This is a genomic window from Ruegeria sp. BA2, assembly GCF_056539605.1.
In genome coordinates, this window is the sequence record NZ_JBQFVE010000002.1 from 211,785 (window position 1) to 237,770 (window position 25,986).

Annotated in this window: 26 protein-coding genes and 1 pseudogene; 13 read left to right on the plus strand and 14 right to left on the minus strand. The window is 56.4% G+C overall.

The genetic code is table 11. The annotated features are described in order from the left end of the window. Window positions 1-4 precede the first annotated feature (4 nt). The 3 genes from ACR0NN_RS05620 to ACR0NN_RS05630 form a co-directional block, all read right to left on the minus strand. Complete coding sequence (locus ACR0NN_RS05620; protein WP_170723162.1) at window positions 5-1,537, minus strand: tripartite tricarboxylate transporter permease; 1,533 nt, start codon at window positions 1,535-1,537, stop codon at window positions 5-7. A 9-nt stretch (window positions 1,538-1,546) separates the two neighbouring features. Further along, entirely contained in the window at window positions 1,547-2,083 is a 537-nt protein-coding gene (locus ACR0NN_RS05625; RefSeq protein ID WP_480684084.1) for a tripartite tricarboxylate transporter TctB family protein, read from the minus strand. A 61-nt stretch (window positions 2,084-2,144) separates the two neighbouring features. Next, window positions 2,145-3,074: a tripartite tricarboxylate transporter substrate binding protein gene (locus tag ACR0NN_RS05630; protein WP_170723166.1), complete on the minus strand. Its 930-nt coding sequence runs from the start codon at window positions 3,072-3,074 to the stop codon at window positions 2,145-2,147. A gap of 108 nt (window positions 3,075-3,182) precedes the next feature. Here ACR0NN_RS05630 and ACR0NN_RS05635 point away from each other — a divergent pair, with 108 nt between their 5' ends. Both ACR0NN_RS05635 and ACR0NN_RS05640 read left to right on the plus strand, forming a co-directional pair. Then, window positions 3,183-3,962, plus strand: coding sequence for an IclR family transcriptional regulator (locus ACR0NN_RS05635; protein ID WP_170746971.1), 780 nt, complete (start codon window positions 3,183-3,185; stop codon window positions 3,960-3,962). Between the two features lie 33 nt (window positions 3,963-3,995). After that, a complete protein-coding gene (locus ACR0NN_RS05640; RefSeq protein ID WP_170723169.1) occupies window positions 3,996-5,348 on the plus strand; it encodes an aminotransferase class III-fold pyridoxal phosphate-dependent enzyme in 1,353 nt (450 codons plus the stop codon). A gap of 34 nt (window positions 5,349-5,382) precedes the next feature. On the opposite strand, the gene hpaR is transcribed toward ACR0NN_RS05640, so the two are convergent. Beyond that, window positions 5,383-5,823: a homoprotocatechuate degradation operon regulator HpaR gene (hpaR, locus tag ACR0NN_RS05645; RefSeq protein WP_170723171.1), complete on the minus strand. Its 441-nt coding sequence runs from the start codon at window positions 5,821-5,823 to the stop codon at window positions 5,383-5,385. A gap of 105 nt (window positions 5,824-5,928) precedes the next feature. Here hpaR and ACR0NN_RS05650 point away from each other — a divergent pair, with 105 nt between their 5' ends. The 7 genes from ACR0NN_RS05650 (at window position 5,929) to ACR0NN_RS05680 (ending at window position 12,538) form a co-directional block, all read left to right on the plus strand. Then, window positions 5,929-6,312 carry a 5-carboxymethyl-2-hydroxymuconate isomerase gene (locus tag ACR0NN_RS05650; RefSeq protein ID WP_170723175.1) on the plus strand — a complete coding sequence of 128 codons (384 nt, stop codon included), beginning with the start codon at window positions 5,929-5,931 and terminating at the stop codon, window positions 6,310-6,312. Window positions 6,313-6,314: 2 nt separating this feature from the next. Then, the gene (gene hpaE / locus ACR0NN_RS05655; protein ID WP_480684087.1) at window positions 6,315-7,826 is read left to right on the plus strand and encodes a 5-carboxymethyl-2-hydroxymuconate semialdehyde dehydrogenase; all 1,512 of its coding nucleotides are present in this window, start codon (window positions 6,315-6,317) and stop codon (window positions 7,824-7,826) included. Window positions 7,827-7,876: 50 nt separating this feature from the next. Further along, entirely contained in the window at window positions 7,877-8,728 is an 852-nt protein-coding gene (gene hpaD / locus ACR0NN_RS05660; RefSeq protein ID WP_170723182.1) for a 3,4-dihydroxyphenylacetate 2,3-dioxygenase, read from the plus strand. A gap of 12 nt (window positions 8,729-8,740) precedes the next feature. Further along, entirely contained in the window at window positions 8,741-9,724 is a 984-nt protein-coding gene (gene hpaD / locus ACR0NN_RS05665) for a 3,4-dihydroxyphenylacetate 2,3-dioxygenase (protein WP_170723184.1), read from the plus strand. Window positions 9,725-9,812: 88 nt separating this feature from the next. Beyond that, on the plus strand, window positions 9,813-10,667 hold the full coding sequence (locus tag ACR0NN_RS05670; protein WP_170723186.1) for a fumarylacetoacetate hydrolase family protein: 855 nt from the start codon (window positions 9,813-9,815) through the stop codon (window positions 10,665-10,667). Further along, a complete protein-coding gene (gene hpaH / locus ACR0NN_RS05675) occupies window positions 10,664-11,464 on the plus strand; it encodes a 2-oxo-hept-4-ene-1,7-dioate hydratase (RefSeq protein WP_170723189.1) in 801 nt (266 codons plus the stop codon). The genes ACR0NN_RS05670 and hpaH overlap by 4 nt, the downstream gene beginning before the upstream one ends. A 12-nt stretch (window positions 11,465-11,476) precedes the next feature. Then, window positions 11,477-12,538, plus strand: coding sequence for an aldolase/citrate lyase family protein (locus ACR0NN_RS05680; protein ID WP_170723191.1), 1,062 nt, complete (start codon window positions 11,477-11,479; stop codon window positions 12,536-12,538). Between the two features lie 69 nt (window positions 12,539-12,607). Here ACR0NN_RS05680 and ACR0NN_RS05685 read toward each other — a convergent pair whose 3' ends face one another. The 4 genes from ACR0NN_RS05685 to ACR0NN_RS05700 are packed head-to-tail and all read right to left on the minus strand — an operon-like array spanning window position 12,608 to window position 15,749. Continuing rightward, the gene (locus tag ACR0NN_RS05685) at window positions 12,608-13,390 is read right to left on the minus strand and encodes an ABC transporter permease subunit (protein WP_170685495.1); all 783 of its coding nucleotides are present in this window, start codon (window positions 13,388-13,390) and stop codon (window positions 12,608-12,610) included. Beyond that, window positions 13,387-14,139 (minus strand): ABC transporter permease, encoded by a 753-nt coding sequence (locus ACR0NN_RS05690; RefSeq protein WP_170723193.1) that lies wholly within the window; start codon window positions 14,137-14,139, stop codon window positions 13,387-13,389. The genes ACR0NN_RS05685 and ACR0NN_RS05690 overlap by 4 nt, the downstream gene beginning before the upstream one ends. A 9-nt stretch (window positions 14,140-14,148) precedes the next feature. Continuing rightward, a complete protein-coding gene (locus ACR0NN_RS05695; protein WP_170723194.1) occupies window positions 14,149-14,913 on the minus strand; it encodes a transporter substrate-binding domain-containing protein in 765 nt (254 codons plus the stop codon). Between the two features lie 38 nt (window positions 14,914-14,951). Further along, window positions 14,952-15,749, minus strand: coding sequence for an ABC transporter ATP-binding protein (locus ACR0NN_RS05700; protein WP_480684090.1), 798 nt, complete (start codon window positions 15,747-15,749; stop codon window positions 14,952-14,954). 77 nt (window positions 15,750-15,826) lie between these two features. Between ACR0NN_RS05700 and ACR0NN_RS05705 the strand changes: the two genes are divergently transcribed. From ACR0NN_RS05705 to ACR0NN_RS05720, 4 genes and pseudogenes are all read left to right on the plus strand, one after another. After that, a complete protein-coding gene (locus ACR0NN_RS05705; RefSeq protein WP_170723195.1) occupies window positions 15,827-16,483 on the plus strand; it encodes a TetR family transcriptional regulator C-terminal domain-containing protein in 657 nt (218 codons plus the stop codon). After that, window positions 16,480-17,664, plus strand: a complete 1,185-nt coding sequence (locus ACR0NN_RS05710; protein ID WP_170723196.1) for a pyridoxal phosphate-dependent aminotransferase — start codon at window positions 16,480-16,482, stop codon at window positions 17,662-17,664. The genes ACR0NN_RS05705 and ACR0NN_RS05710 overlap by 4 nt, the downstream gene beginning before the upstream one ends. After that, window positions 17,661-17,819 (plus strand): annotated as a pseudogene (locus tag ACR0NN_RS05715) (thiamine pyrophosphate-binding protein); the annotation flags it as partial. The gene ACR0NN_RS05710 and the pseudogene ACR0NN_RS05715, both read left to right, overlap by 4 nt. An 87-nt stretch (window positions 17,820-17,906) precedes the next feature. Then, window positions 17,907-18,689, plus strand: a complete 783-nt coding sequence (locus tag ACR0NN_RS05720) for an arginine deiminase family protein (protein WP_170723197.1) — start codon at window positions 17,907-17,909, stop codon at window positions 18,687-18,689. A gap of 44 nt (window positions 18,690-18,733) precedes the next feature. Here the strand turns inward: ACR0NN_RS05720 and ACR0NN_RS05725 are convergent, their stop codons facing one another. The 6 genes from ACR0NN_RS05725 to ACR0NN_RS05750 form a co-directional block, all read right to left on the minus strand. Further along, window positions 18,734-20,203, minus strand: a complete 1,470-nt coding sequence (locus ACR0NN_RS05725) for a M81 family metallopeptidase (protein ID WP_170723198.1) — start codon at window positions 20,201-20,203, stop codon at window positions 18,734-18,736. A 16-nt stretch (window positions 20,204-20,219) separates the two neighbouring features. Further along, window positions 20,220-21,074: an alpha/beta fold hydrolase gene (locus ACR0NN_RS05730; protein WP_170723199.1), complete on the minus strand. Its 855-nt coding sequence runs from the start codon at window positions 21,072-21,074 to the stop codon at window positions 20,220-20,222. A gap of 68 nt (window positions 21,075-21,142) precedes the next feature. Continuing rightward, window positions 21,143-23,161 (minus strand): CocE/NonD family hydrolase, encoded by a 2,019-nt coding sequence (locus ACR0NN_RS05735; protein ID WP_170723200.1) that lies wholly within the window; start codon window positions 23,159-23,161, stop codon window positions 21,143-21,145. After that, window positions 23,158-24,159, minus strand: coding sequence for an ABC transporter ATP-binding protein (locus ACR0NN_RS05740; RefSeq protein WP_170723201.1), 1,002 nt, complete (start codon window positions 24,157-24,159; stop codon window positions 23,158-23,160). Before ACR0NN_RS05740 ends, ACR0NN_RS05735 begins: the two co-directional genes overlap by 4 nt. After that, complete coding sequence (locus ACR0NN_RS05745) at window positions 24,156-25,142, minus strand: ABC transporter ATP-binding protein (RefSeq protein ID WP_170723202.1); 987 nt, start codon at window positions 25,140-25,142, stop codon at window positions 24,156-24,158. Before ACR0NN_RS05745 ends, ACR0NN_RS05740 begins: the two co-directional genes overlap by 4 nt. Beyond that, window positions 25,142-25,984 carry an ABC transporter permease gene (locus tag ACR0NN_RS05750; protein WP_170685506.1) on the minus strand — a complete coding sequence of 281 codons (843 nt, stop codon included), beginning with the start codon at window positions 25,982-25,984 and terminating at the stop codon, window positions 25,142-25,144. Before ACR0NN_RS05750 ends, ACR0NN_RS05745 begins: the two co-directional genes overlap by 1 nt. Between the last annotated feature and the right edge of the window lie 2 nt (window positions 25,985-25,986).

Sequence of the window (25,986 nt, forward strand, 5' to 3'; positions counted from 1 at the left end):
TAGATTATCCTTGTTGATTCGGGTGGTCAGAATCCACGGCGGGCACATGGGGTTCAGGCCGAAGCTTGTTCTTGAATTCGTAGTACAGCGTACGGAAATGAAGGATCAGGATCAGCACGATCAGGCCAAACAGGATAGCTGCGATTGGTCGGTCAATGAAATCCAGCGGTGTTTTGACCCGTGCCATCGCACTGCGCAGCTTGGTTTCCATAATGCCGCCTAGAACCATGCCCAGGATGATCGGCACAATCGGTAGATCGAGCCGTTTGAGGATCAGACCAAAGACCCCAAACCCGGCCGCAATGGCGCAATCGGTGATCGAGTTGCGCAGGCTGTACACGCCGACAAAGGCAAGGATCAGGATCATCACGCCAAGGAAGCGTGTGGGGATTTGAATGATCTTGAGCAGCAGGTTTGTCGAAAACAGCAAAAAGATCAGAACGATCACATTCAGGAGGATCAGCGCCATATACAGCGCCATGACGAAATCCATCTGGTTTTCGAACAGCTGCGGGCCGGGGATCACATTGTGAACATAGAAGACCGATAGCATCATCGCGGTCAGCGCTTCACCGGGAATACCAAGGGCAAGCAGCGGGATCATCGCAGCCCCCGGCACTGCGTTATTCGCGGCCTCTGACGCCACCAAGCCTTCGGGCGATCCGTCGCCGAATTTGTCAGGGTCCTTCGATGACTTCTGAGCATAAGTGTAGGACAGAAATTGCGAGGTGAACTCACCCGTTCCCGGCACCATGCCCATGAAAACCCCGATGCTTGAAGAAACGGTAGCGATCCTTTTCAAGCCCAACAGTTCCTTCAAACCGGCAAAGATATTACCGCTGACATGGGTGTCTTCCGGTGCGTGGTTCTTTTCCAGAAGCAAAAGAAAAGCTTGGCTGAGCGCAAACAGACCCAGCACGACTACGATCAAGTCAACACCTGAGGCCAGCCAGCTTTGATCGAACGTATAGCGGCGGGTATATTTGACAGGCTCCAGCCCGACCGTGTTCAGAAAGACGCCAAAGGCTGCCAGCATGCCTGCCGCAAAAATCTGACCCCGGTGGGCCAGAACGACCAACACGATCCCCAACAGCGCAGCCAGAAAGATCTCTCGGCTGCCGAAATGCGGGGCGATCATGGCCAATACGGGCGAAAGCACCATCAGACAGATGATTGCGAAAACACCTCCGAAGAACGAGGCAGAATAGGCCAGCGACAACGCCCGGTGACCTTGGCCGCGCTTGGTCATGGGATAGCCGTCATAGGTGGTCAGCGCATTGACGGCAGTGCCGGGTGTGTTGATCAGGATGGCCGGGATTGCGCCGCCATACATAGAGGATCCGTAGATACCCAGCAGCAGAGTCAGCCCGACGATAGGCTCAAAGGCAAAGGTTGCGGGCAGAAGAATGGCGATGGCGACGGCGGCGCCCACGCCGGGCAACGCACCGATAATGACACCGCCGATTGATCCGATAAACAAGGCGACGATGACTTGCCATTGCAGCAGGATCGAAACACCGGACAGAAGCGTTTCCATAATAGCCCCCTACAGGTAAGTCAGCGCGAGGGCGCGGACTGAATCAGGAAGGTATTCATAGATGGCTCCGGCAGGGATTTTGACTTGCAGAAACCCCCGAAACACGATGGTCACAACAAAGCCGAACAGGGCCGCGATGCCAATTGCGCCCGAGCCATGGAAACCTGAGCGAAGGGTCAGAAAAACCGCGAATAACATCGTGGAAGCTAGATAACCAAGCTGGGGTACCAGCAGGACGTAGATTAGGAAATAGGCCACATATTCCAGCGACCTGACCCAAAATCCGACCTCGGTCCAGCGCCCATCGATCCGATCAGACAAGGCAGAGCTGAGCCAATGCAGGAAGCTGAACAGAACCATGCACCAAACTGCGATCGTGGGCCATAATCCGGGTTGTGCAAACCATTTGGTGCGCTTGACGACCTGTGTCTGTTCGCCAAGCTGAGACAGAAGAAATACCGAAAAGGCAAGAAACAGAACGGCAAATACTATATCGCCCGGACGGCGATATCGCTTGAACATGTCTTGCAGCGTCTTTGCGATCATGTCTTCCTCCCGACCCTAAAAGCAGGGCGCGGAAATCTCTGCCCGCGCCTTGCTTGGGGATTTATTCGCCCAGAATTTCTTCGATTTTTGCGAACGAAGCTTGGTCCTGCTCGATCTGCGCATTTGAAGCGTCAGGATCCTGCCAATAGATCAGCGCACCGGTTTCCTCGGCCAGCTGTTTGGCCTTGTCAGACTGCAATGCTTTTTGGGCTGCTGCGGTGATTTTCTCACGGGCGTCTGCTGGCGTGTCCTTATGAACAAACAATCCGTTCCATAGCGCCAACGGCAGTTCTGGGTTCAGCTCAACGACAGTCGGCGTATCTGGAACCAGTGAAATTCGATCTCCACCGATGCTGGCCAGAACATTCACCTGATCAAGGCAGGGCAGAATGAGTTGCAGTGTGGTGTTGATGACATCTACATCACCCGACGCCAGAGTGTTGCAGTCCAGTGCATCAAACGCGGCCTCGCTGGCAAAATCGAACCCGCTGCTGACTGCGGCGGCAAAGGTGACCTGGGTGGGTGGAAGAACCGAACCAAAATGGCCAAGGGCCACATCATTTGATTTGCCGTGCTCTACCAGTTCGCCCCAATTCTGGAACGGAGCATCTTTGCTTGATGCAATCACGAACGGGTAGGTCAAGAATATGCCGATTGGCTCAAACGGATTTGGGTTCAACTCGGGAATGCCAATTTCCGGCCCGATGACAGGTACGCCAATCACGAATGAGCCGACCGTGTACCCGTCTGCCGGTGCAGTCGCGACTTCAACCGCGCCGGGGAATGGGCCACCGCCGCCACCGGGTTTATTCACCACCGCTGCAGGGACGCCGTACATCGCCTGAAACTCATCCGCGATCATCCGCGTGAGGACGTCTTCCAGATCACCCGGAGGCCACGGAACTACGAAGGATACCGGCTTTTCTGGATACTCTGCCAAAGCAGCGGTCGCAGAGGCTGCCATCAGGGCTGCCGCTAAAAACTTTTTCATTTACACCTCCCGATAAGTGGTTCATTATATGAACCGAGTTAACAATAATAATCTTGCTTTGTTAAGTTCATTCTGTCAAGTATAACCTCAGCGGGAGGAAGCAATCTCATGGGCGCGGCGCTTAATGCATTAAAAATGCTAGATTTATTTTCGAACACTATGGCTGAAATCGGCCTGAGTCAGATCGCGCGTATGTCCGGATTGAATAAAGCAACAGCATTGCGTCACCTGAGGGCGCTTGAAGAATTCGGGCTGATAGAACAGAACCCTCAATCAAAAACCTACGCAATTGGACCGGCTGCTTTGCGACTGGCCGCGTTGCGCCAAATTGCCAAACCTGGCCTGGAAGGCGCGCGCCAGAGAATGCAGATGGCCATGCAGGAGGTTGGTGAAAGCCTGCATCTTACCCTGTTGGAGCAAGGGATATTGCAGACTGCAGTGGTGGTTGAGACCACCATGCATAGCGTCCGAGTCAGTTTCGACCCAAGCGAGATAATCCCTGTTAATGCTACAGCAGCGGGTCTATGCATGCTCGCCTTTGGTCCATCCTTCCTGTTGGACGGTCTGGATCAATCGGAGCAGGTGCGTTTCACCGAATCCACTTTGACCGATCCCAAGCTTATCAAAGAAAAGGTCGCTCAGGTTCGACAGGCCGGCTGGGCCAACAGCAATGGCAGCTTTGAGGAGGGCGTATTTGGTTTCGCCACCCCCATCTTCGGCATCGATCAGATCGCCCTGGGAACGATCTCGATCGCTGTTCCCGAGAACCGGGCGACCCGCGAACGCCTGCCAGTGATCCTGAAATCACTTCAATCTCTCTCGCGTGATCTGACCGCAAATTTCGGCGGTCAGTTGCCTGAAAATTTTCCAACCGTGTTCCACCCATGACCGTTGGTGGACGATCCTCCGGAGAACCGTGACATGAAAGACTCCAACTTCCTTAAGGAAAACAATGCCCGCCATTTCTGGCATCCAATGGCGCATCCGGCAGATAGCCAGAACAATCCGCCGACGATCCTGACTGGTGGAGAAGGGGTTTGCATTATCGATATTGATGGTCACAAGGCGATTGATGCAGTGGGTGGTCTGTGGAATGTCAACTTGGGTTATTCCTGCGAACCGGTGAAACAAGCGATCAACGATCAGCTGAACGCGCTGCCGTACTACTCGACCTTTCGGGGCACCAGCAATGACAAGGCGATTGAGCTGTCCTATGAGTTGGCGCAGTTTTTCGCGCCTGACGGGCTCACGCGGGCGTTCTTTACCTCGGGCGGTTCGGATTCCGTTGAGATCGCGCTGAAGCTTGCGCGTCAGTACCATAAAGTCCGCGGGGAGGCTGGTCGCACCAAGTTCATCAGCCTCAAGCAAGGATATCACGGCACCCATTTCGCGGCTGCCTCGGTTAACGGCAATCAGAAGTTCCGCGCGGCATATGAGCCAATGATGCCCGGCTGTTTCCACGTGCCGGCCCCTTGGACCTACCGCAACCCGTTTGATGAAACCAACCCCGAGCGGCTGGCCCAGCTGTGCGTCAAGGCGTTGGAGGCTGAGATTGCCTTTCAGGGTGCGAATAGTGTCGCGGCTTTCATAATGGAGCCGGTTCTGGGGGCAGGGGGCGTAATTCCACCGCACAAAAGCTTTATGCCCATGGTGCGCGAGGTTTGTTCGAAGCACGGAATTCTGTTGATCTCGGACGAGATCATCACAGCCTTTGGCCGCACCGGAAGCGAGAGCGGCGCGCGGCATTGGGGGGTTAGGCCCGATATCATGACAACAGCCAAAGCCATTACTAATGGCTATTTCCCGTTTGGTGCGGCGATGATTTCGGGCTCGGTTGCTGAAGTGTTCGAAAGCGATACCACCGGAATGGCTTCGGTCGATCAGGGCTATACGTATTCTGGCCATCCGGTTGGTGCAGCAGCGGCCTTGGCGGCGCTTTCGGAAATCAATCGTCTGCGGATTTGGGAGAACGCCGCAGCCTGCGGGGATGAGCTGTTCGAGGGCCTAATGAAACTGGCTGATAAGCATGACGCAATAGGCGATGTGCGCGGCGGCGAAGGGCTGATGTGCGCGCTGGAGCTGGTCTCGGATCGCGAAACCAAGGCCCCGATAGCGAAACACTTACCGTTGCAAGTGCAGAGAGGGGCTTATGAGGACGGTGTGATGGTCCGGGTCTCTGGCAACAACATCATCCTTTCGCCACCGCTGATCGTTACATCCGACGATGTGGCCAAGATACTCTCAGCGCTGGATACTGGATTGGCGCGTTTGTGATTCCGTTATGGCCCTGCTTCTCAATCAAGCGGGGTCATGTTTTGACCGCCTGTAGCTCTTCGAGCAGATCCAGCAGCTTGTCCAGCTTCTCCTGACCCATCTGTGCCTCGATGCTTTTGGAGATTGCCAGCGACGTTGCTAGGTTGTCTTTCAGGATCTGACGCCCCGTATCTGTGATCGTCACCATGGTACGCCGTTTGTCATGTGCGCTCTGGCGGCGGGTGACCTGCCCATCTGCCTCCATCGTTCGCAGGATGCGTGTAAGACTGGGCAGTAACAAGCAAGCCTCGTTGGCGATCGTGCTTTGTTCGACTTCGCCCAGCTCATCCAGCACGCGAAGGATGCGCCACTTTTGTTCGGTTATTTGAATGCCTTGCAGCATGTCGCGGACAGGTGCCATCACGGTCTCGCGTGCGCGCAATAGTGCAATCGGCAGAGATCGGGATGTACTTTTTGTATGGCTCTGAGCGTTCATGCTGTTTTGTAGATTGCTGCCTTGGGAATTGCAAAGATTAACAAAGCAACATCTTGACGGTGTCGAAATCATAAAGTAAACATGTTAACTAAATGAGGGAGAATCATGCCGCATTTCCACGTCGAATATTCCGGCAATCTTGACGACTGGGTCGACATAAGTGGGCTGTGCGAATGCATTCGTAAGACGGCTGCCGGGATCGAGACTTTCCCGACGCCCGGCATTCGTGTCCGGGCAATGCGCGCTGATCACTATGCAATCGCCGATGGTAATCCTGCGCATGGCTTCGTCGATATTTCGATCCGGTTGCGCGCTGGCCGGTCAGACGCCGTTAAGAAAGACGCAACGCAGCGTATTTTTGAGGGCGCCCGATCCTATCTGGAGCCCGCTATGCGCCAACATTCTATCGCGCTGTCGGTTGAGATGCGGGACATCGATCCTGACCTCTCTCCCAAAACCGGCACGATCCGAGACCATCTGGAGACCTGAAAATGAGCGATCTGAATAAGAACATAGAAAAATTGGATGGCTTTCTTGCTCGCTTTAAGGAAAACGGAATTAAGAACCGGGTCGCAGGTGAAGACAGGGACGGCTCGGGTGGGGTGTTTCAGTCGGTTTCACCGGTCGACAAATCGATAATCTGCGACGTCGCTCATGGTACTGCGGAAGATATCGATGTGGCCGCGCAGGCAGCACATGATGCATTCGCGGATTGGCGAGATATGCCTGCTGCAGAACGTCGTCGGATTCTACTGAATGTTGCGGATGGGATTGAGGCTCGTGCGGAAGAGATTGCGCTGTGTGAGTGCTGGGATACTGGACAGACCATGCGGTTCATGTCCAAAGCGGCCCTGCGCGGGGCTGAGAACTTTCGGTATTTCGCCGATCAAGTTGTGCAGGCACGGGATGGTCAGCACCTAAAATCTCCGACCCTGATGAACATCACCACCCGCGTACCGATTGGACCCGTTTGTGTGATTACCCCATGGAACACGCCGTTTATGTTGTCGACGTGGAAGATCGCTCCGGCACTGGCTGCTGGTTGTACGGTCGTCCACAAACCTGCTGAAGATTCACCGCTGTCAGCCCGGCTACTGGTGGAAATCGCGGAAGAGGCCGGGCTTCCCAAAGGCGTACTGAATACCGTCAACGGCTTTGGTCCAGATGCCGGTAAGCGGCTGACAGAGCATCCTTTGATCAAGGCCATTGCCTTCGTCGGTGAAAGCCGCACGGGGAGCATCATCACGAAGCAGGGTGCAGATACATTGAAACGGATGCATCTGGAATTGGGTGGTAAAAACCCGGTCATCGTGTTTGACGATGCCGATTTGGATCGTGCGCTGGATGCAGCGATCTTCATGATCTATTCGATCAACGGCGAACGGTGCACATCCTCTTCCCGCCTGCTGGTGCAAGACAGCATCAAGGACGAGTTTGAGGCCAAGCTGGTTGAGCGGGTGAACAACATCAAGGTCGGGCATCCGCTTGATCCAGCCACAGAGATTGGCCCGCTTGTAACAGAAGAGCATTACAACAAGGTCACCTCATACTTCGACATCGCCAGAGAAGACGGCGCGACAGTTGCTGCCGGTGGAGTCAAGGTTGGGGACGAAGGGTATTTCGTGCGGCCCACCTTGTTTACCAACGCTAATAATCAAATGCGCATCGCGCGCGAGGAAATCTTTGGCCCTGTCCTGACCGCGATTCCGTTCTCGACCGAAGAAGAGGCGCTGCAGATCGCAAATGACACGCAATACGGCCTCACCGGCTATGTCTGGACCAACGACCTGACCCGCGCATTGCGTTTCACAGACAAGCTTGAGGCCGGAATGATCTGGGTCAACTCGGAAAACGTGCGCCATCTGCCGACACCATTTGGTGGGGTCAAAGCATCCGGCATCGGCCGTGATGGCGGCGACTGGAGTTTTGAATTTTACATGGAACAAAAGCACATCGGCTTTGCTACGGGCCAACACAAGATCATGCAGTTGGGCAAGCTATAGCGGCCCCTCAGACAACAATCGCGCGAAAACCATAACTCCAGGAGGAGACCATGGGAGAAATCGTTCTTGCCGCCAAAATGACCCATGTGCCCACATTGCTCATGTCCGAGCAGGAAGGCCCGGTGAAAGGCAAACGCCAGCCCGCTATTGATGGCCATCGCGAGATCGCGCGCCGCGCCAAGGCGCTGGGGGCGACCACGGTGATCATCTGCGATACGCACTGGGTAATCAATGCCGGGTTCCACATCAACGCCAATGATAAGTTCGAAGGCCTGTTCACTTCGAACGAATTCCCACAGTTCATTCAGGACCTGCCGTATTCCTATACGGGCAATCCTAAAATGGGCGATTCCATCGCAAAGATTGCGTCGGACAAGGGCGCGTACACTTTGGCGCATCACCTGGACAGTCTTGAACTTGAATACGGCACGCTGGTCCCGATGCGGTTCATGAGCCGCGAACATGAGATGAAAGTTGTCTCGGTCGCGGCCTGGGCCACTGTGCACAGCCATGATGAAAGCCGCATTGTCGGCGAGGCCATTCGCGAAGCGGTTGAGGCCAGCGATGAAAAGGTGCTGTTGGTCGCGTCAGGCTCGCTGTCGCACAAGATCTGGGCGAACAAGGACTATGCGGCCAATAACGGCACTTTCACCATCAGCTCGGAATTCAACCGTCAGATGGACTTGCATGTGCTTGAGATGTGGAAGAACGGCGATCATGTCGCCTTCCTGAAGATGCTGGGCGATTATGCCAATTTCTGCTGCGGTGAAGGCTCGATGCATGACACGTCAATGCTCTACGGTGCGTTGGGGTGGGATGCCTATGACAAGAAATGCGAGGTTGTGACCGAGTATTTCCCAAGCTCCGGCACCGGCCAGACTAACGTTATCTTCCCAGTTTAACAGGAGGTTTCTATGCCCGTTCCAGCCCCTAACCTGTACCCCGACTTCAACACGATCCGGCTGAGCCATGTTTGCCTGAACGTCAGCGATCTGGTTGCATCGCGCAAATTCTACTCAGAGGTTCTGGGCCTTCAGGTTTCGGATGAAAGTGACACGCATGTCTACCTGCGCGCGATGGAAGAACGCGGGCACCACTGTGTGATCCTGCAGAAGTCCGATCAGCCGGGCACCGTTGAAGTCATGGGTTTCAAAACCTTCGACGAAGGGGATCTGGATCGGGCCGAAGCGTATTTTCAATCCAAAGGCCGCCCGACCTCGTGGGTCGAGCGCCCTTATCAGGGTCGGACTCTATTAACCTCGGACAATATTGGCATACCGCTGGAATTCTATCACAAGATGGATCGTCTGGAACCGATCCATCAGAAATACGCGCTGTATCGCGGTGTGAAACCGCTGCGGATCGATCACTTCAACTGCTTCTCGACCAATGTCGACGACAGTGTCGCCTTTTACAGTGATTTCGGGTTCCGCGTGACCGAGTACACTGAGGATGAAGACAGCGAAAAATTGTGGGCCGCCTGGATGCACCGCAAGGGTGGGGTGCATGATATGGCCTTTACCAATGGCAAAGGCCCTCGGATGCATCATGTGGCCTTTTGGGTTCCAACGCCGTTGAACATCATCGATCTGCTCGATTTGATGGCAACCACCGGCTATGTCGACAACATCGAACGCGGGCCGGGACGGCATGGCATTTCGAATGCTTTCTTCTTGTACATATTGGACCCGGACGGTCACCGGATCGAGATTTATTGCTCGGATTATCAGACTGTTGACCCCGATCTTGAGCCGATCAAATGGGATTTGAAAGATCCGCAACGCCAAACGCTTTGGGGTGCCCCGGCACCGCGCAGTTGGTTTGAGCATGGCACTCCCTTTGTTGGCGTGGGTGTTAACGAGCCAGACCTTGATGCGTCCCCCATCATCGCCCCATGAGACAATTGCTTTCATGTTCCGGGCTGGAGGATGTCGTGGAACTTACCTATCTCTGAACCGGTGGGCATAGTTCCGCCAAGGAGGCCTGATGCGCTTTGCAACCTACACTGTCAACGGTGAAACATTTTTTGGTGCCATCACCGATGCTGGCGCGATCGCGTTGAATGATGACTTTCCCAGTCACAAAAGCCTGTTTGAGGTAATCGCCTCAGGGGCGTTCAGCCAGTTGGCATTGGCAACCGAAGGCAAATCCGTGACACATACCGACTTCACCTATGAGATGGTGATGCCTGATGTCCGGCGTATTCTCTGCGTTGGAGTGAACTTCCCGGATCGCAATGCGGAATACAAAGATGGCAGCGCACAGCCAAAATACATGTCACTGTTTCCGCGGTTCGCCAGCGGCTTTACCGGCCATAACCGCCCTTTGATCCGCCCGCCCGAGAACCATACACTGGATTACGAGGGCGAAGTGGCCATCGTCATCGGCAAGTCCGGTCGCCGGATTTCCCAGGATGATGCCTATGATCATATCGCCGCCCTGACCTTGTGTAACGAAGGCACGATCCGCGACTGGGTTCGCCATGCAAAATTCAATGTCACGCAAGGCAAGAACTGGGATCGCTCGGGTGCGATAGGTCCTTGGCTGGTGCCATTCACCGATGCCGCCCAGCTGGATGAGGCTCGTATTCAGACACATGTAAATGGCGAGCTTCGGCAGGACGACACGTTAAGCCGAATGATGTTCCCGATCCGGCGCGAAATCGAATACATCTCAACCTTCATGACCTTGCAGCCCAGCGATGTCATTGTCACGGGCACACCCACGGGGGCAGGGGCGCGGTTTGATCCTCCTAAGTATCTGGCTCCCGGCGATGTGGTGGAAGTCTCGGTCGAGGGTATTGGTACCCTGCGCAACACTATCGAGGATGAACAGGTATGACCCCAGAAGACCACGTGCGCGCCGCGACCGATTTGCTACGGGCCGAGCAGACTCATGAACAGATCGGCCTTCTGACGTTGCGCCATCCCGAAATGGGGATGGACGATGCCTATGAGGTTCAGAACGCCATCTATCGCGCCAAGCTGGCTGAAGGGCGCAAAGTGATCGGATGGAAGATCGGGTTGACCTCCAAAGCGATGCAATATGCGCTGAATATTGATATTCCCGACAGCGGTATTCTGTTTGATAACATGTTGTTTGAGAATGATGCGACGGTGCCCGCAGGCCGCTTCATTCAACCCCGGATTGAAGCTGAAATTGCATTTGTCATGAAGGAAGCTATCGGGGGTACCGGTGTGACCCACGAGCAAGTTTTGCAAGCAACCGACTATGTAGCGCCCTCAATCGAGATCCTCGACACCCGCATTCAGCCAACGGACCCCGCGACCGGAAGATCTCGTACTGTTTTTGATACGATCAGCGACAACGCTGCCAATGCCGGTATCGTGTTGGGCGCCGAACGCCACGCGGTAGATGCTTTTGATCTACGTTGGGTTGGTGCATTGACCTTCCGCAATCGTGAGATTGAAGAAACGGGTTTGGGGGCCGGTGTGCTGAACGATCCGGTTGAAAGTGTTGTCTGGCTCGCCCATCGTATGGCGCAATACGGTCAAACCATCGAACCGGGCCAAGTCATCCTTTCGGGCAGCTTCATTCGCCCAATTGCCTGCCCACCGGATACAGAAATCCACGCCGATTTTGGGGCCTTCGGGTCTGTTGATATCAATTTTGCCTAAAGGAGCAATGCCATGCCCGCACCCACAAACGCCTTCAAGGCCGCGCTGAAGGCCGGACAACCTCAGATCGGGTGCTGGATCGGGATGGCTGATGCCTACGCTGCGGAAATCGCCGCGACTGCGGGATTTGACTGGCTACTGGTTGATGGCGAACATGCGCCCAATGATCTGCGCTCGACGCTTGAACAGGTGCGCGTGATCGAAGGCTCACGCAGCGCTCCGGTCGCACGTTTGCCGATTGGTGAGACCTGGATGATCAAGCAATACCTTGATGCGGGTGTTCAGAGCATTTTGGTTCCGATGGTCGAAAGCGCGGATCAAGCGCGTGAACTGGTACGCGCGGTGCGATATCCGCCATTCGGTATCCGAGGTGTAGGTTCATCCCTAGCGCGCGCTTCACAATTTGCAGCAATCCCGGACTACCTTACGACAGCGGATGACCAGATTTGCTTGTTGATACAGGTCGAGAACAACGCTGGCATGGCGGCGTTGGACGAGATTCTGACGGTTGATGGTGTTGATGGCATCTTTATCGGACCGGCTGACCTTGCCGCCGATATGGGCCACATCGGCGATGCTGGCCACCCGGACGTCATACAGGCGGTTGAAGACGGTCTGAAACGCATTGTCGCGGCGGACAGGGCTGCGGGAATACTCACGTTAGACCCGGCCATGCAGCGCAGATGCCTTGAAATCGGGGTAACTTTTCTGGCCACGGATATTGATGTCACGCTGTTCGCAAACAGTATGCGATCCAAAGCGCAAAGTGGTCTTGCGTTGTTGCCTAGGCAGACAGCATCCGGGCACGCGGCGACTGAAAATGCGGGCAAATACTTACAACAATTGTGCAAGCACTGGTCGCATAAAGGTCAGGTTGAATTCGACGCCAATCAGGGGACAGTGACTTTTGACAACGGCAACGTAGTTAAGATGACAGCCAACCCTGAAGGTCTGGAAATAGACGCTTCAACCGGGCCACGTGGGGATCTCAACTCATGGAAAATTGTCATCACGGACCATCTGAAACGCTTCGCCTTTCGCGAAGAGTTTGAGTTGAACTGGGAAGCTGATTGATCGAATTGGGCGGAAAGTGTTCAAGGACTGGTTCAATGAGGCGCAACAGGTTTGGCTTAGACCCGCAGGCTATCGCTGCCCAGAGCCGAGAACCTTTACCTCTAACCAATGGAATGCTAGCGCGATCAGCCCCGCGACCAGTATGTAGAACACCGCCAGCAGCAGCAGTGGTTCATAAATGATGAAGGTGTCCGAGCGCACGCGTGACGAGACTGCATAGATATCGACCACGGTGATCGTGGCGACCAGTGGAGTTGCTTTCAACTGCAAAATGGTTTCGCCGCCCAATGTCGGCAGTACGTTACGGATCGCCTGTGGTAGCCAGATGCGGCGGAACATGGTCAGCCTTGGCATTCCAAAGGACTTGGCGGCCTCAAGCTGGCCTTTTGCTACACCTTTAAAAGCCCCGCGCATAACTTCGCCCTCATAGCCCGCATAAGACAGGGTCAGCGCCAGAACCGCGTATGGCCAGGCTTGCCGTAGGTAGGGCCAGAGCTCGGACGAGCGTATCCACGGAAACTGCGGGAAGAGCGAGCCGAGCCCGTAGTAGAGCAGCCAAAGCTGCAACAGCAGTGGCGTGCCCCGGATGATGGTGCAAAAGGCTTTTGCCGGGGCGGCGAGGTACCAAGGGCCAACAGCCTGCGCCAAGCCAAGCGGGACGGCTAGAAAGAAGCCAAGAACAACCGTGACCACCAGCAGCCAGATTGTGGTCCAGATGCCCTGAAGTGCTAGCGGGGCGTAGTTGGGTATCCAGCTCCAATTGAGCGAGACCGCGCACCAGACGACGACCCCGGCGAAGATCAGCATCATTACGATGCGATGCGGTTGCATCAGGGATTTGAGATCGATCATTTGCCCCCTCCTTTCAGAGAGGGTTGTCCGCGACGGGCCCATTTCTCGATCCGCCCAAACACTGCCCCCGAGCACAGTGTGACCATGAGATAGAGAAAGCCCGCCGCAAGGAAGAAAGTGAAATAGGCGCGCGTACTGCTGGCCGCCTGACGGGTTTCTAGTGTCAGTTCGTTAAAGCCCACTACCGCAAGCAGCGCCGTGTCTTTGGTGGCGATCAGCCATAGGTTGGCGAGGCCTGGTACCGCGAAGCTCATCATCGCCGGGATTGTCACGCGGCGCATGGTCATGAAGGCGGGCATCCCATAGGATTTGGCCGCTTCGATCTGTCCGGGAGGCACGGCCTGAATGGCACCGCGTAGAATCTCGGTCGCATAAGCCCCCTGTACAACACCAAGCACCCAGATCCCGGCCCCAACGCCGCTGACCTCGACCCGGCCACCACCCATGGTAGCGGAGATTTTGTTGATGATATCCGAGCCCACGTAATACAGGATCAGGATCAGAACAAGTTCCGGCACAGCCCGGATCACGGTCGTATAAATGGCGAGAAGATCGCGTGTGACCTTCCCGCCATAAAGTTTGCCATAAGCTCCGAACAATCCGATCACGAGGCCAAGCGCATATGCGCCAAAGGCGATCTGCAGCGAATGGGACAATCCACGCAGCAGATTGCTGCCCCATCCCGGTGGCGAGAGCGACAGAAGCTCTGCGCTCTGCGCCAGGCCCAGCGTGTCCAACAGTTCGGTCACGGCAGCGGCTTAGTAGATGCTGGCCGAGAAATAGTTCGAGGTGATTTCCTCATGCGTGCCATCGGCCAGAATGGCCGCGATGCCTTTGTTTAGCGCATCCAGCAGGTCATCCTGCCCCTTGCGCACACCCGCACCAACACCGCGGCCCAAGATGGCCGGGTCATCTGCAACAGCGCCTTTGATTTCACAGCAGGCACCCGCATCCGAGTTTACAAAATCAGCCATGGCGATGCTGTCGGCCTGCGTGGCGTCGATGCGGCCCGCAAACAGGTCCTGATTGGCTTCATCCTGCGTTTGATAGACACGCAGTTCGGAATCCTTGAAGTATTCCTGCGCATAAGCCTGATGAATGGTCGAGGCCTGAATGCCAACCACCTTGCCCGCTAGCGATTCAGGCGTGGCTTCGATATCCATCGACTTGTCGGCCACGATGACTGCAGGTGTGTTATAATATGGATCGCTGAAATCGATGGTTTTCAGCCGTTCTTCGGTGATCGACATCGAAGCCATGATGGCGTCGATCTGCTGGCCGGTCAGCGACGGGATGATACCGTCCCATGCGACCGGAGTGATTACACACTCTAGCTCCGCCGCTGCGCAGACCGCATTGATCACGTCCACTTCCCAGCCGACCCAGTTGCCGGAACTGTCAAGCGAGGCGAAGGGCGGATAAGGCTCTGCGGCGATGCCGATCTTGACCTCTTCGGCGCTGGCGATGCCTGCCGACAGGACCGCGGCGGCAAGGCTGGATGCGAGCAGTTTCTTGATGTTCATTTGGATTCTCCCTGTTGATTTTGTTGCGTTCTGTTGGATCAGGCTACCGAACTGAGGAATTGCTTCAGCCGTTCGGATTTTGGATTGCCAAAGACCTCGGCAGGTGGTCCCTGCTCTTCAATGCGGCCTTCGTAGAGATAGACGACGTGGCTGGCGACTTCGCGGGCGAACTTCATTTCATGGGTCACCAGCAACATGGTACGCCCTTCCGCGGCCAGATCACGGATCACGGTCAGAACCTCGCCCACAAGTTCGGGATCGAGCGCTGACGTCGGCTCGTCGAACAGCATAACCGACGGATCCACCGCCAGCGCCCGCGCGATGGCGGCGCGTTGCTGCTGACCGCCGGAAAGATAGGCGGGGTAGGTGTCGGCCTTGTCGCCCAATCCAACACGCTCTAGCAATTCATGCGCCCGGGCAATTGCCTGCGCTTTGGGGACCTTGAGCACATGCACTGGCACCTCGATCACGTTTTCCAGAAGCGAGCGATGGGTCCACAGGTTGAACTGCTGAAACACCATGGCCAGCCGGGTCCGAATTCGTTCGATCTGACGGCGGTTTGACGGGCTGCCATCGGCGTGCATCTCAACCAGTTCACCCCCGATGGTGATCTTTCCCGAGCTGGGGTTTTCCAGAAAGTTGATGCAGCGCAACATGGTGGACTTACCGGACCCCGACCCCCCGATGATCGCAACTACATCGCCCTTATGTGCGGTTAGTGAGACACCTTTCAAAACCTCCAACTGACCGAAGGATTTGTGCAGGTCTTCGACCTTTATCGCCTCTCGCATCGTGGCAGCGTCGTCTTCGGGTGTGGCGGCTTTGGCTGTGTCCATATCCAAGATTCTTCTGATTTCGGGTTGCAGTAAGCCTCGAATCTCGCAATTATGCAAGTGTATAATAACTTCATGCCATGGATGATCCCAACGTGCAGGACAACGCCCGCAAATTCACTCGCGAGTCGGCCGAGTTTCGGCGGGAAGCGCTGATTCATGCGACGCTGAATCTGATCGCAGAGGTGGGTATTCGCGGGGCCACTGTGCGCGGGATCGCAGCTCGGGCAAATGTAACGCAGGGGCTGATCCGGCATTATTTCTCAACCAAAGAGGATCTGGTGCAGGCATCTTATGAATACCATATGAATACGCTGACCGATCAGACGGCGGCGGCGTCCGGTCAGGGGGGCGCAGTGTCTCAGCTGACGAATTTCGTGGATGCATCGCTCCGCCCGCCGGTGATAGACCCAAGCGCGGTGGCCTTGTGGGCCGGGTTCCTGAACAAGGTGCAGCATGATCCAAAGATGCAGCGCATTCACCAGCGGACTTACAGCTATTTCCGGGATCAACTGGAAACGCTGATCGTTGCGGCGCTGCGGGAAAGCGGGCGTTCGGTCGCCCCAGGTGAAGCGACGCGGCTGGCGATTGCCTGCAACGCGGTGATTGACGGACTGTGGCTCGAGGGAGGCGCGCTGCCCGATGCCTTTTCCGAAGGTCAATTGGCGCAGATCGGGCTGGAATCGGTCGGCGCCATTACAGGGATTCCATTGACCAAAGAGGTGGAGCAATCATGAAAACCACAGCCGTTACAGAGCGGTTAGCGGGCTTGGGTGGCGCAAAATGGGGCGTTCATCTGAAAGCGCGCGAGCTGATCAAGGCCGGGGCCGATATCGTTGAGATGACGATAGGGGAACCGGATGTTCCGGTACCGGATTCACTGATTGAAGCTACGGTAACTTCGCTCCGCGCGGCGCGGACCGGATATTCCAACGGGCGTGGTGAGACTGGCCTGCTGGACGCGCTGGCCGAGCGCTATTCGGCCACGCGAGGTCGCGAATTTGGGCCTGAGAACTTCCTGTGTTTTCCGGGCACCCAGACCTCTCTTTTTGCGGTTATGGCCGGTGTAGCCGAGGCTGGGGATGAGGTGCTGGTCGGTGATCCGATGTATGCCACTTATGAGGGCGTTGTGCGGTCGTCCGGAGCTGAAATGGTGCCGGTTCCGCTACGGCCCGAGTACGGATTTCGGATGCAGGCCGATGATATTGCCGCACGCCTTACCCCGCGCAGTCGCGCCATTTTGTTGACGACTCCGCACAACCCGACCGGCGCCATCCTGACCGCCTCGGAAATCGCGGAAATTGGGCAATTGGCCATAAAGCATGATCTCTGGATCATCTCGGATGAAGTCTATGAAGAGCTGGTTTTTGAGGGCGCTGAGTTTGTGTCACCTCTGGCCGATCCCAAGCTGGCAGACCGGGTCATCGGGGTCTCTTCCATCTCGAAATCCCACGCCGCACCCGGGTACCGCAGCGGCTGGTGTGTGGGTCCGGCGGCATTTTGCGAGGCGCTGCTGCCTTTTTCCGAGACCATGCTGTTCGGAAACCAACCCTTCATTGCGGACATGACCGAACTGGCGATCCGCGAAGGCTCAGATGTCGCGCCCGGCATGATCGAACGCTTCTCACGCCGGGCCAACCTGCTTGCCGATCGGCTGGAGGCAGAAACTGAATTGACCGTGCACCGGCCCGAGGCGGGGATGTTTGCGCTTATCAATGTCACGGCCACCGGTCTGGATGGCGAGGCCTATGCCTGGGACCTGCTGCAATCCGGTGTGGCGGTCATGCCCGGCTCTGCATTCGGGGACGGGTTGAAAGACTGGGTGCGCGTCGCACTGACGATCAGCGATGCGGAATTCGCCACTGCCGTCACCCGCATCATCGACCATGCCAACAAATCCTCGCGCGAGGTTGCATGACCAAACAGACTGTAGGTGAGGCTCTGGTTGCAGAGCTTCGGCAAAGAGGCGTGAGCTGCGTGTTCGGGATTCCCGGCGTGCGCACTGTTGAGCTGTACCGTGGGCTTGCAGCGTCTGGCATTCGTCATGTGACGCCAAGGCACGAACAGGGCGCGGATGCAACGAAACACACTGCCGATGCAACTGGACCAACCATGATCGAAGTGATCGCCCCAAAATTCGAACCGCTGAAAGGCTAAACAATGCCCGATCCGACCTACGAGTTCACTCGCGCGATCACACGCCGCCCCGCTTTAACTATCGCGAGCGGGCTTCGAGCCGAGGATATCGGCAATCCCGATTTTGGCGGCATGACTGCAGCACACGAGGCTTATGTGGCAGCGTTGAAGAGCACGGGGGCCGAGATCATCGAGCTTGACCCGCTCGATGCATATCCGGACGCACAATTTGTCGAGGATACAGCACTCTGTTTACCTCAGGGCGCAGTGCTGATGCGACCCGGCGCGCCGTCGCGCCTAGGTGAGGTCGCGGAAATGGCTCCAACTCTGCGTGCCTGTTACGACACGGTCCGCGAGATCAAAGGGCCTAGCCATATCGAAGGTGGAGATATACTTGTAACCGGTCGCGAAATACTCGTTGGCCGATCAGACCGCACCGACGCCGAAGGCGTTGCCGAGCTAGCGCGGATCACGTCCGATTGGGGCCACACCGTGCGCGAGGTATTCACTCCCGAAGGGGTTTTGCATTTCAAGACGGATTGCTCGCTGATGGATGCCGAAACGATCTTATCGACCCGGAGGCTGGATGCGTCCGGTTGCTTTGCTGGTTACCGTGTACTGCATGTTGCCGACGGGGAAGAGGCCGCCGCCAACGCGATCCGATTTAACAATCTGGTGCTGATGGCAGCGGGATTTCCGCGCACCGCTGAGAGGCTGGATCGCGAAGGGTACGAGGTGGTCGAGATCGACAACACCGATTGCGCGAAATTGGATGGTGGGATGTCCTGTCTCTCTCTGCGGTTTTGAGAGAAGTATGCCTGTTTTGGAATCAGCAGGCAGGTGAAAACGACCTAGTTTTGAAGAATTCGAACCCCTGAACGCAGCTTTGTGTAGGTTTCACAGCTGAGTTGGCAGGGAAATTGTCCGGGCGCAGCACATGTCAGGATCTTCTGCGCTATGGGCTCAAAGTCGGCGCGAAAGTGGGCGGTGCTTTTGACGCATACGATCCGCGCGTCTTGTGGTTCCAAATTGAACAACCGAATTTGCGCCAGATCCAGACATTGATTTCGAATGCTGGTGACGATGACACAGATTTGCGTTCCGATCAGCCTTAACGCGACCGAGGGGCCTAGTGTAGCGATACCACCCCCGTACATTTCTCCTGTGTAATGGCACTGGCCGTCGCTGAGGTGATGCACACTCACGCGCGCGTTGAAGGGGGTGTCGCCGGGACCTTTCCCGCCGATCTCGGCCACGAACTCTGCACCTTCGCCCAGCTCGTGGGCTTTGGCCGCAAGCTGTGGGTCGTGCAGTAGCCCTAGAATGGTCGATGGCGTATTCCGGCGCACCAACTCGCGCAGCAGACCTGTTGTGTCGGCTGTTGCACCGGCGCCCGGATTGTCCTGCACATCCGCTATCACAACCGGCCCAATGCCACCGGTGGCTAGGGCCGCATCGACAGCGTCTTTTGGGTTTAGCAATGTGGTATCGAATGCGGTCTCAACTGCTTGCAACTTTGCAAGCATCTGGGCAGCCAAAGCCTCGGCATCGGAGCTAGAGGAACCATACGCCAGAACCGAGGGCCCACAATCGGGCGTGTCCGATGCTGTAAATCCCAAGGCGAGTTCCACAAGCTGCGCGCTTGATCCGTCGAATGCATCGAGCGCGGAGTATAGCGTTTTGGCCGGAGCAACCTCTGTATACTGGCAATGTAACGGGATCAGATAGGAGCCTTGCCGCCAAGCCTTCGCTGGTGGTCCGTTTGCAATGATATTGCGCAACATCCGAAACGCTCGTGCGCCAGTTTCTGCCATGTCGAGATGAGGGTAGGTTCGGAAAATGGTCATCGCATCCGAAAGATCTACCATTCGTTTTGAAACATTTGCGTGCATATCCAGGCTTGAAACAAGTGGCAGATCCGGTCCGATGACCTTTCTGATCCGCGCTAGCAATTCTCCTTCGCCATCATCCCAGGACTCTGTAACCATCGCGCCATGCAGGTCCAGATAGACCCCGTCTAGCGGCGCCATTGTGGCAAGCGCATTTGTGATGTGACCGGTAATGCTGTCATAAGCATGATCTGTGACTTTGCCGCTTGGCTCAGCCGCGCACCACAGAATGGGTAATATTTCAGCACCTGCCGCTTCAGCGGATTTTGCGAAACCCACAATGGGTAGGTTCATACCCTGTGTCTTGTCCAGAACATCCTGACCCCACAGCAATTCCGGCCAGCTGTCGGCCTGTTCAAAATCACTTAGCGTCGTTGGAGTGTCGACGAAGGTATTGGTTTCATGCTGAAATCCAGCAATTGCTATTCTCATAGTGGACAGTCGATTATCAGGTTGGAACCAACGTCGTGTTCAGGATTTCACGCAGCTTATCCGCGACGACATCGGGTTTGTGGCGCGTCATTGAAACATGCCCAAGACCGGGAATCTCGTGGAATGTGCCGTTCATGGCTAGGTCAGAAACCACCTTGCACATGACCGGTGCCGTTTGAACATCTTCTGAGAACGCTACCACATGCATTGGAACCGGGCAGGTCTTCAGGGCTTCGCGGCAATCGAAGTCCAGACAGGCTTCCCACTGATCGATTGTGGCCTGAGGGTCGCGATCGCTGAAGCGTTCGGTATAAGACGCCTTGAGCTGTTCCCATAGTTGGGGCTCGTGCAAGGCTTTGGCAGGAAAGGCATAAACAGCATAGTGCGGGGCCAGAAAGTAGTCGGGCAGGGTGATGCCATCTTTGCGCAGGTCGATTTCGGCTTGCATCCAGTCGCGGGTGAATCCGTTGATATACGCTGAAGTGCCCATTGGAATGGCAATCCGCACCTTTTCTGGAAAATCGATGGCGGTTTGTTGTGTAACCAATCCCCCCAGCGACAGGCCGCATACAGCGGCTTCTCCATCGGCGAACGCATCAACTACCGCGGCACAATCGGCTGCATAATCACTCATCTTCCAAGGGGGCGGAGGGGAAACGGTTTTGCCTGCGCCTCTTGGATCGTAAGTGATGCATCGGTAGGTATCGGACAGGCGCGCGAACTGCTCCGAATAGGCCTCGGCAGTCTGATCACCACCCGGCACAAATACTATGGCTGGCCCTTCACCTTCCGTGACCACACGCATCGTCACACCTCCAACCGAAAGCTGGTGGGTCTCAGCCCGCGGACCGAACTGCAAGAACGCTGACATTACTTCTCTCCTGCGATCATTTGCCTGGCACCAAAACCATGGCTCGATATTTGTTGGGTATTTGGCGACTACATTCCGTTGCGCGGAATGACATGTGTTTTCTCCTCCTCAAATATGAGCTCGTTTCCTGACCACGCTTTCAGACGCGATATCAGATGAAACTCGGTCGGGGTCGCCTTCTGTTCTGAGTAGGTCCAGATCTTGGCGGACCAGTCTTCACGGTCGAAGCCTGCGGTTTGTTCCATCGTGGCAACGGCAGAAAGTGGATCACTTGGATGGATCGTGTAGCGTCGATCGGAAACGTCACTGAGCACTGTACCGATTTCATCAAGGCGGAAATCACCCACGGGGCCAAAAACACCGCCATCAAGGAAAAACCTATGAGTCATTTCACCATTGGTGAGGTCGGTATGAACAGACCGCTCCATCGAGCCTGCTCTGACCTTCGTTTTGCGGGGCTTCGCTGAGGGCAGGGAGGGTTCGGGCAGCGCACGAGGCTCCGTAGCGTTATCAGTCTGGCTGCGGAGCGGTAGTTTCAACCGCGATGACCCCGGTTGCACTGTCAGCGTGACGGGTTCAGGCGATGGCCAGAGGATGGGCCAATAGGCCGAGGCGATTTGCAGAACGATGCGATGATCGGGCATCACGCGGTAACCGGTTCCGTAGAGCGGGACTGTCACGGTCATTTCCTCGCCGGGCGTGATCGCCTGGGGATTTGTATCGCTGGTCCGGTGGTTCAGATTACAGAATCCCCGAGATATCAGTGTTTGTTTGCCGTCTGGGGCTTCGTCGATCAACAGCGCGGCCACAAAGCCCTGTTCGCGATCAGCTGAGAGTGTGATGTCGACTGAGGGCTGTCCCAATATATCCATAGCCTTTGCAAGCGGCGCGGCTTTGAACTGCAGCGCTCCTCCGGCCTCGATCCGACAGTCTTCAGCCATATCGCCGGGAATGGCGAATGAACACATGTCTCCAGCAGCAGCCCCAAATGTCTGCGGCGAACATATGGACAGCGTCGGACCTGATTTGGGTTCTGTGTCCAGTAGCCCATCATTAAGCCAAAGCGCATAATCTTGTACATTTGGTGAGGGCCAACTGGCCTCTTGGACCCAATGCCCGTCTCGGTGCAAATGTGTGCCGGAAGGTGCCGCACTGTCTTGCATATAGAACCGCAGTGGCGGCTCATCCATCAATCCTGTGTCGATGCCTTTCAGATGGTGATCCCAGAACCGCAGGACCTCACCGACGAAATCGGCTTTGGGGCCTGGCACGCCTTCATGCGGGTACAGATGGGCCCAAGGTCCCATCAGGATCTTAACCGGTCCGCTGAGGTGCTCTGCGATCCTGAACGGTGTGTCGCGATACAAATCCATCCATCCGCCGAAAAAATACACCGGAATTTCGACATCAGCGTAGTATTCGCAGATCGAACCTCGCCGCCACATTTCGTCATGGGTTTGGTGTTCCAGCCACATGGCGGGCCAGAAATCGGCCCCTTGCAGCCGCTCGCGCCACATATCGATCCAGCGGTCTGCACCGACGATCTGCGGGTCAGGCGGCATGGCATTGTAGAGCTGCATGATCGAGCCCCACCAGAAGTTGTCGTTGGCGAGACAACCGCCGTAGAAGTGGATATCTTCGCGCCAGCGATCATCGGTTCCCATGACCGGCGCAATGGCCTTCAATGCGGGGGGGCGCTTGGCTGCGACTTGGAACGCATTATACGCCCCCCAGCTTTTTCCAAACATACCCACATTTCCATCACACCAATCCTGATCCGCGATCCACTGAATGATGTCATGGCCATCCTGGGTCTCTTGATGCGAATACTCGTCCTCGGCCACACCTTCACTGTCACCATAGCCCCGGATATCAACGCGAATCGAGGCATACCCGGCGGCGGCGAAATGCGGATGCATGCTTTCGTCGCGCATCCGCGTGCGATCCCGGCGTCGATAAGGGATATATTCAAGAATACAGGGCATTGGGTTGGTCTTTGCCTCTTCGGGCAACCACAACCGCGCGGCAAGTTTGGTTCCGTCAGGCATGGGAATCCAAAGGGTTTCGATGACCTCAATTGGGCTCATGATGCTGCTCTTTCTTTTAGTTCGGGTGGGCGGGCCCCGGGTTCTAGCGGGTAATGGCACGCAACGGCGCGTCCATCTGTAATCTGACGGTTTGGAGCGTCAACACTACAACGCGACTGCGCCCAGGGGCAGCGGGTATGGAACTCGCACCCTGATGGCCGGGCCAGCAATGACGGCACCTCAGCAGGCAAGGTGATCCGGTCATGGGTTTTGTCCGGGTCGGGTTCTGGATTGGCCGACAGAAGCGCCGCAGTGTAAGGGTGTTGCGGTGCGCCAAAGACTTCTTCGGTGTTTCCGGCTTCGACGAACCGACCCAGATACATTACGGCGGTCCTGTCAGCCACATGATGTACCACGTGCAGATTGTGGGTAATGATCACCATCGCCAGTCCAAGTCGTTCGCGTAGATCGTTCAGCAGATTCAGTACCTCGCCCTGAACGGATACATCCAGTCCGGCTGTAGGCTCGTCTGCGATGATCAGGGCCGGATCCAGCGCGATAGCACGCGCGACACCGACACGACGGGCTTGTCCGCCCGATAGCTGATGCGGAAAGCGCGATGCGAAGCTTGTGGGTAAGCCCACTAGCGTCAGCAGTCGCTCGGCCTCATCCCGAAGGTTGCGGCCCTCATTGCCGTGGATACGAAAAGGCTCGGTCACCAGATCGCCTACGGTCATGCGGGGCGAGAGCGATCCTACGGGGTCCTGGAACATCATCGACATGCGCTTGCGCACCGGCTTCATAGCCTTGCGGTTCAGTTCGTCGATACGCTGATCCTCGAACGTTATTGTCCCGGCGCTGATCTCTTGCAGGCCATTTACGGCACGTGCAAGCGTCGTCTTGCCAGAGCCGCTTTCACCCACAAGGGCAAAGGTCTCACCCCTGTTGACCTCAAAGCTGACCCCGGCCACGCCGAGGATCGCGCTTTTCCGTCCTAGCCCCCCGACCGGAAAAGAGACCTGAACATCTTCGACCTTAAGAATGGGATCACTGCTCATGCCATCGCTCCGGTTTCTGCTGGGGTCTCCGCGACAAAGCAGCGGGCAAAGTGACCGTCCCCGATGTCCTTATCGGGTGGGGGCGCCGAACATACGTCACTGACGCGGTCGCATCGATTGGCAAAAATACAACCCGCGGGCCGCGCCCTTAGGTCAGGTATTTCGCCTGGGATGGTTGGTAGGTGGCGGGTACGTTCGCTCTGTCTTGCTGGATCGCATTCCAGCAGTCGCGCCGTATAGGGGTGGCGTGGGTCCTGAAAGATTTCCCGGACCGTGCCGCGCTCGACCACTTCTCCGGCATACATGACCACCACGTCGTCACAAAGTTCGGCTATGACACCGAGATGGTGTGAGATGAACATGACCGAACAGCCGATCTTTTGCTGCAGATCCTTGAGCAGTTCGATCGTCGTCACTTCCAACGTTGCATCCAGCGCTGTTGTAGGCTCATCCGCGATCAACAATGCGGGCTCCATCATCAGAGCCATGGCGATGGCGATCCGCTGCTTCATCCCGCCTGAAAACTGGTGCGGATATCGTGCCAGTGCCGCGCGAGCGTCGGGAATGCGAACCAGTTCCAGCATCTCGACCGCACGTTCCATCTTCTCCTCTTTTGACAGAGAAGAGCGATACTGGATATTTAGCATCTGCTTACCCACCGAAATCACCGGGTTCAGCGCTCCCATCGGGTCTTGAAACACGGTCGCGATGCGCGGACCGCGCAGGTCGCGCATCCGCGACGGGGATAGGGTGGTCAGATCATCCTGCCCCTCAAACAAGATTGAACCGCTGTCGATACTGCCATTGTCAGCCAGTAGGCCAAGAATGGCATTGATCAGCGTGGACTTGCCGCAGCCGGATTCGCCGACGATGCCAACGATCCGGTTCTCAGGGACATCGAAGCTGACGTTTTTCAACGCATGTAGCGGCCCGGCCTCGGTCGAGAAGCTGACATTCAGGTTTTCAATACGCAGAGTGGTCATCAGCGTCCTTTCAGCCGGGGGTCGAATACGTCCCGCAGCGTCTCACCGAGGAATGTAAAGCCCAGTGTTGTGATGATGATCGGCACGCCGCCTGCGATCGCAATCCAGGCGGTGTCGCGAATATTGGTGAACCCGTCATTCAGGATCGATCCCCAGCTAGGGGTGGGCGGACGAACGCCGAGGCCCAGAAAGCTCATTCCCGCTTCGATGCCGATGACGACAGGAATGTCCATCGACGCAAGGATAACGAGCGGTCCGATCACGTTGGGCAGAATATGTACCCTCAGGATACGAGCCGAAGAGGCGCCCATGCTTTGCGCGGCAGTGACATATTCCGAGGTCTTCAGGGCGATGGTCTGGGTCCGAATGATCCGTGCGTATCCGGGCACTGTGACCAGAACGACCACGACCATGACAGCGGTCAGCGACGGCCCCATCAGGGTGACCAGCGCAAGGGCCAGCATCACGGTCGGAAAGCTTTTCATCGCGTCAAAGATCAGGATCATCAGGTTGTCCAGCCAACGCGGTCCATAGCCCGCGATCAAACCCAGGATGATACCGATCACCAGCGAGACGGCGGTCGAAACCAGCGCCACGAACAGCGCGATGCGCCCGCCATAGAGAACGCGCGCAAACAGGTCGCGCCCCAATTGGTCGGTGCCCATCAGATGCTCACCGCTTGGGCCTTGAAAGCGGTCGCGCGGGTTGATTTTTGTTGGGTCCCAGCCGGTCAGCAGATCGGCAAACAAGGCGCCGAAGATGACGAAGAGCACAAGGAACAATCCCAACGCGCCCAGAGGCTCGCGCAGGATTTTGCGGATCGGACGCCAAAGTTCGGCCATGC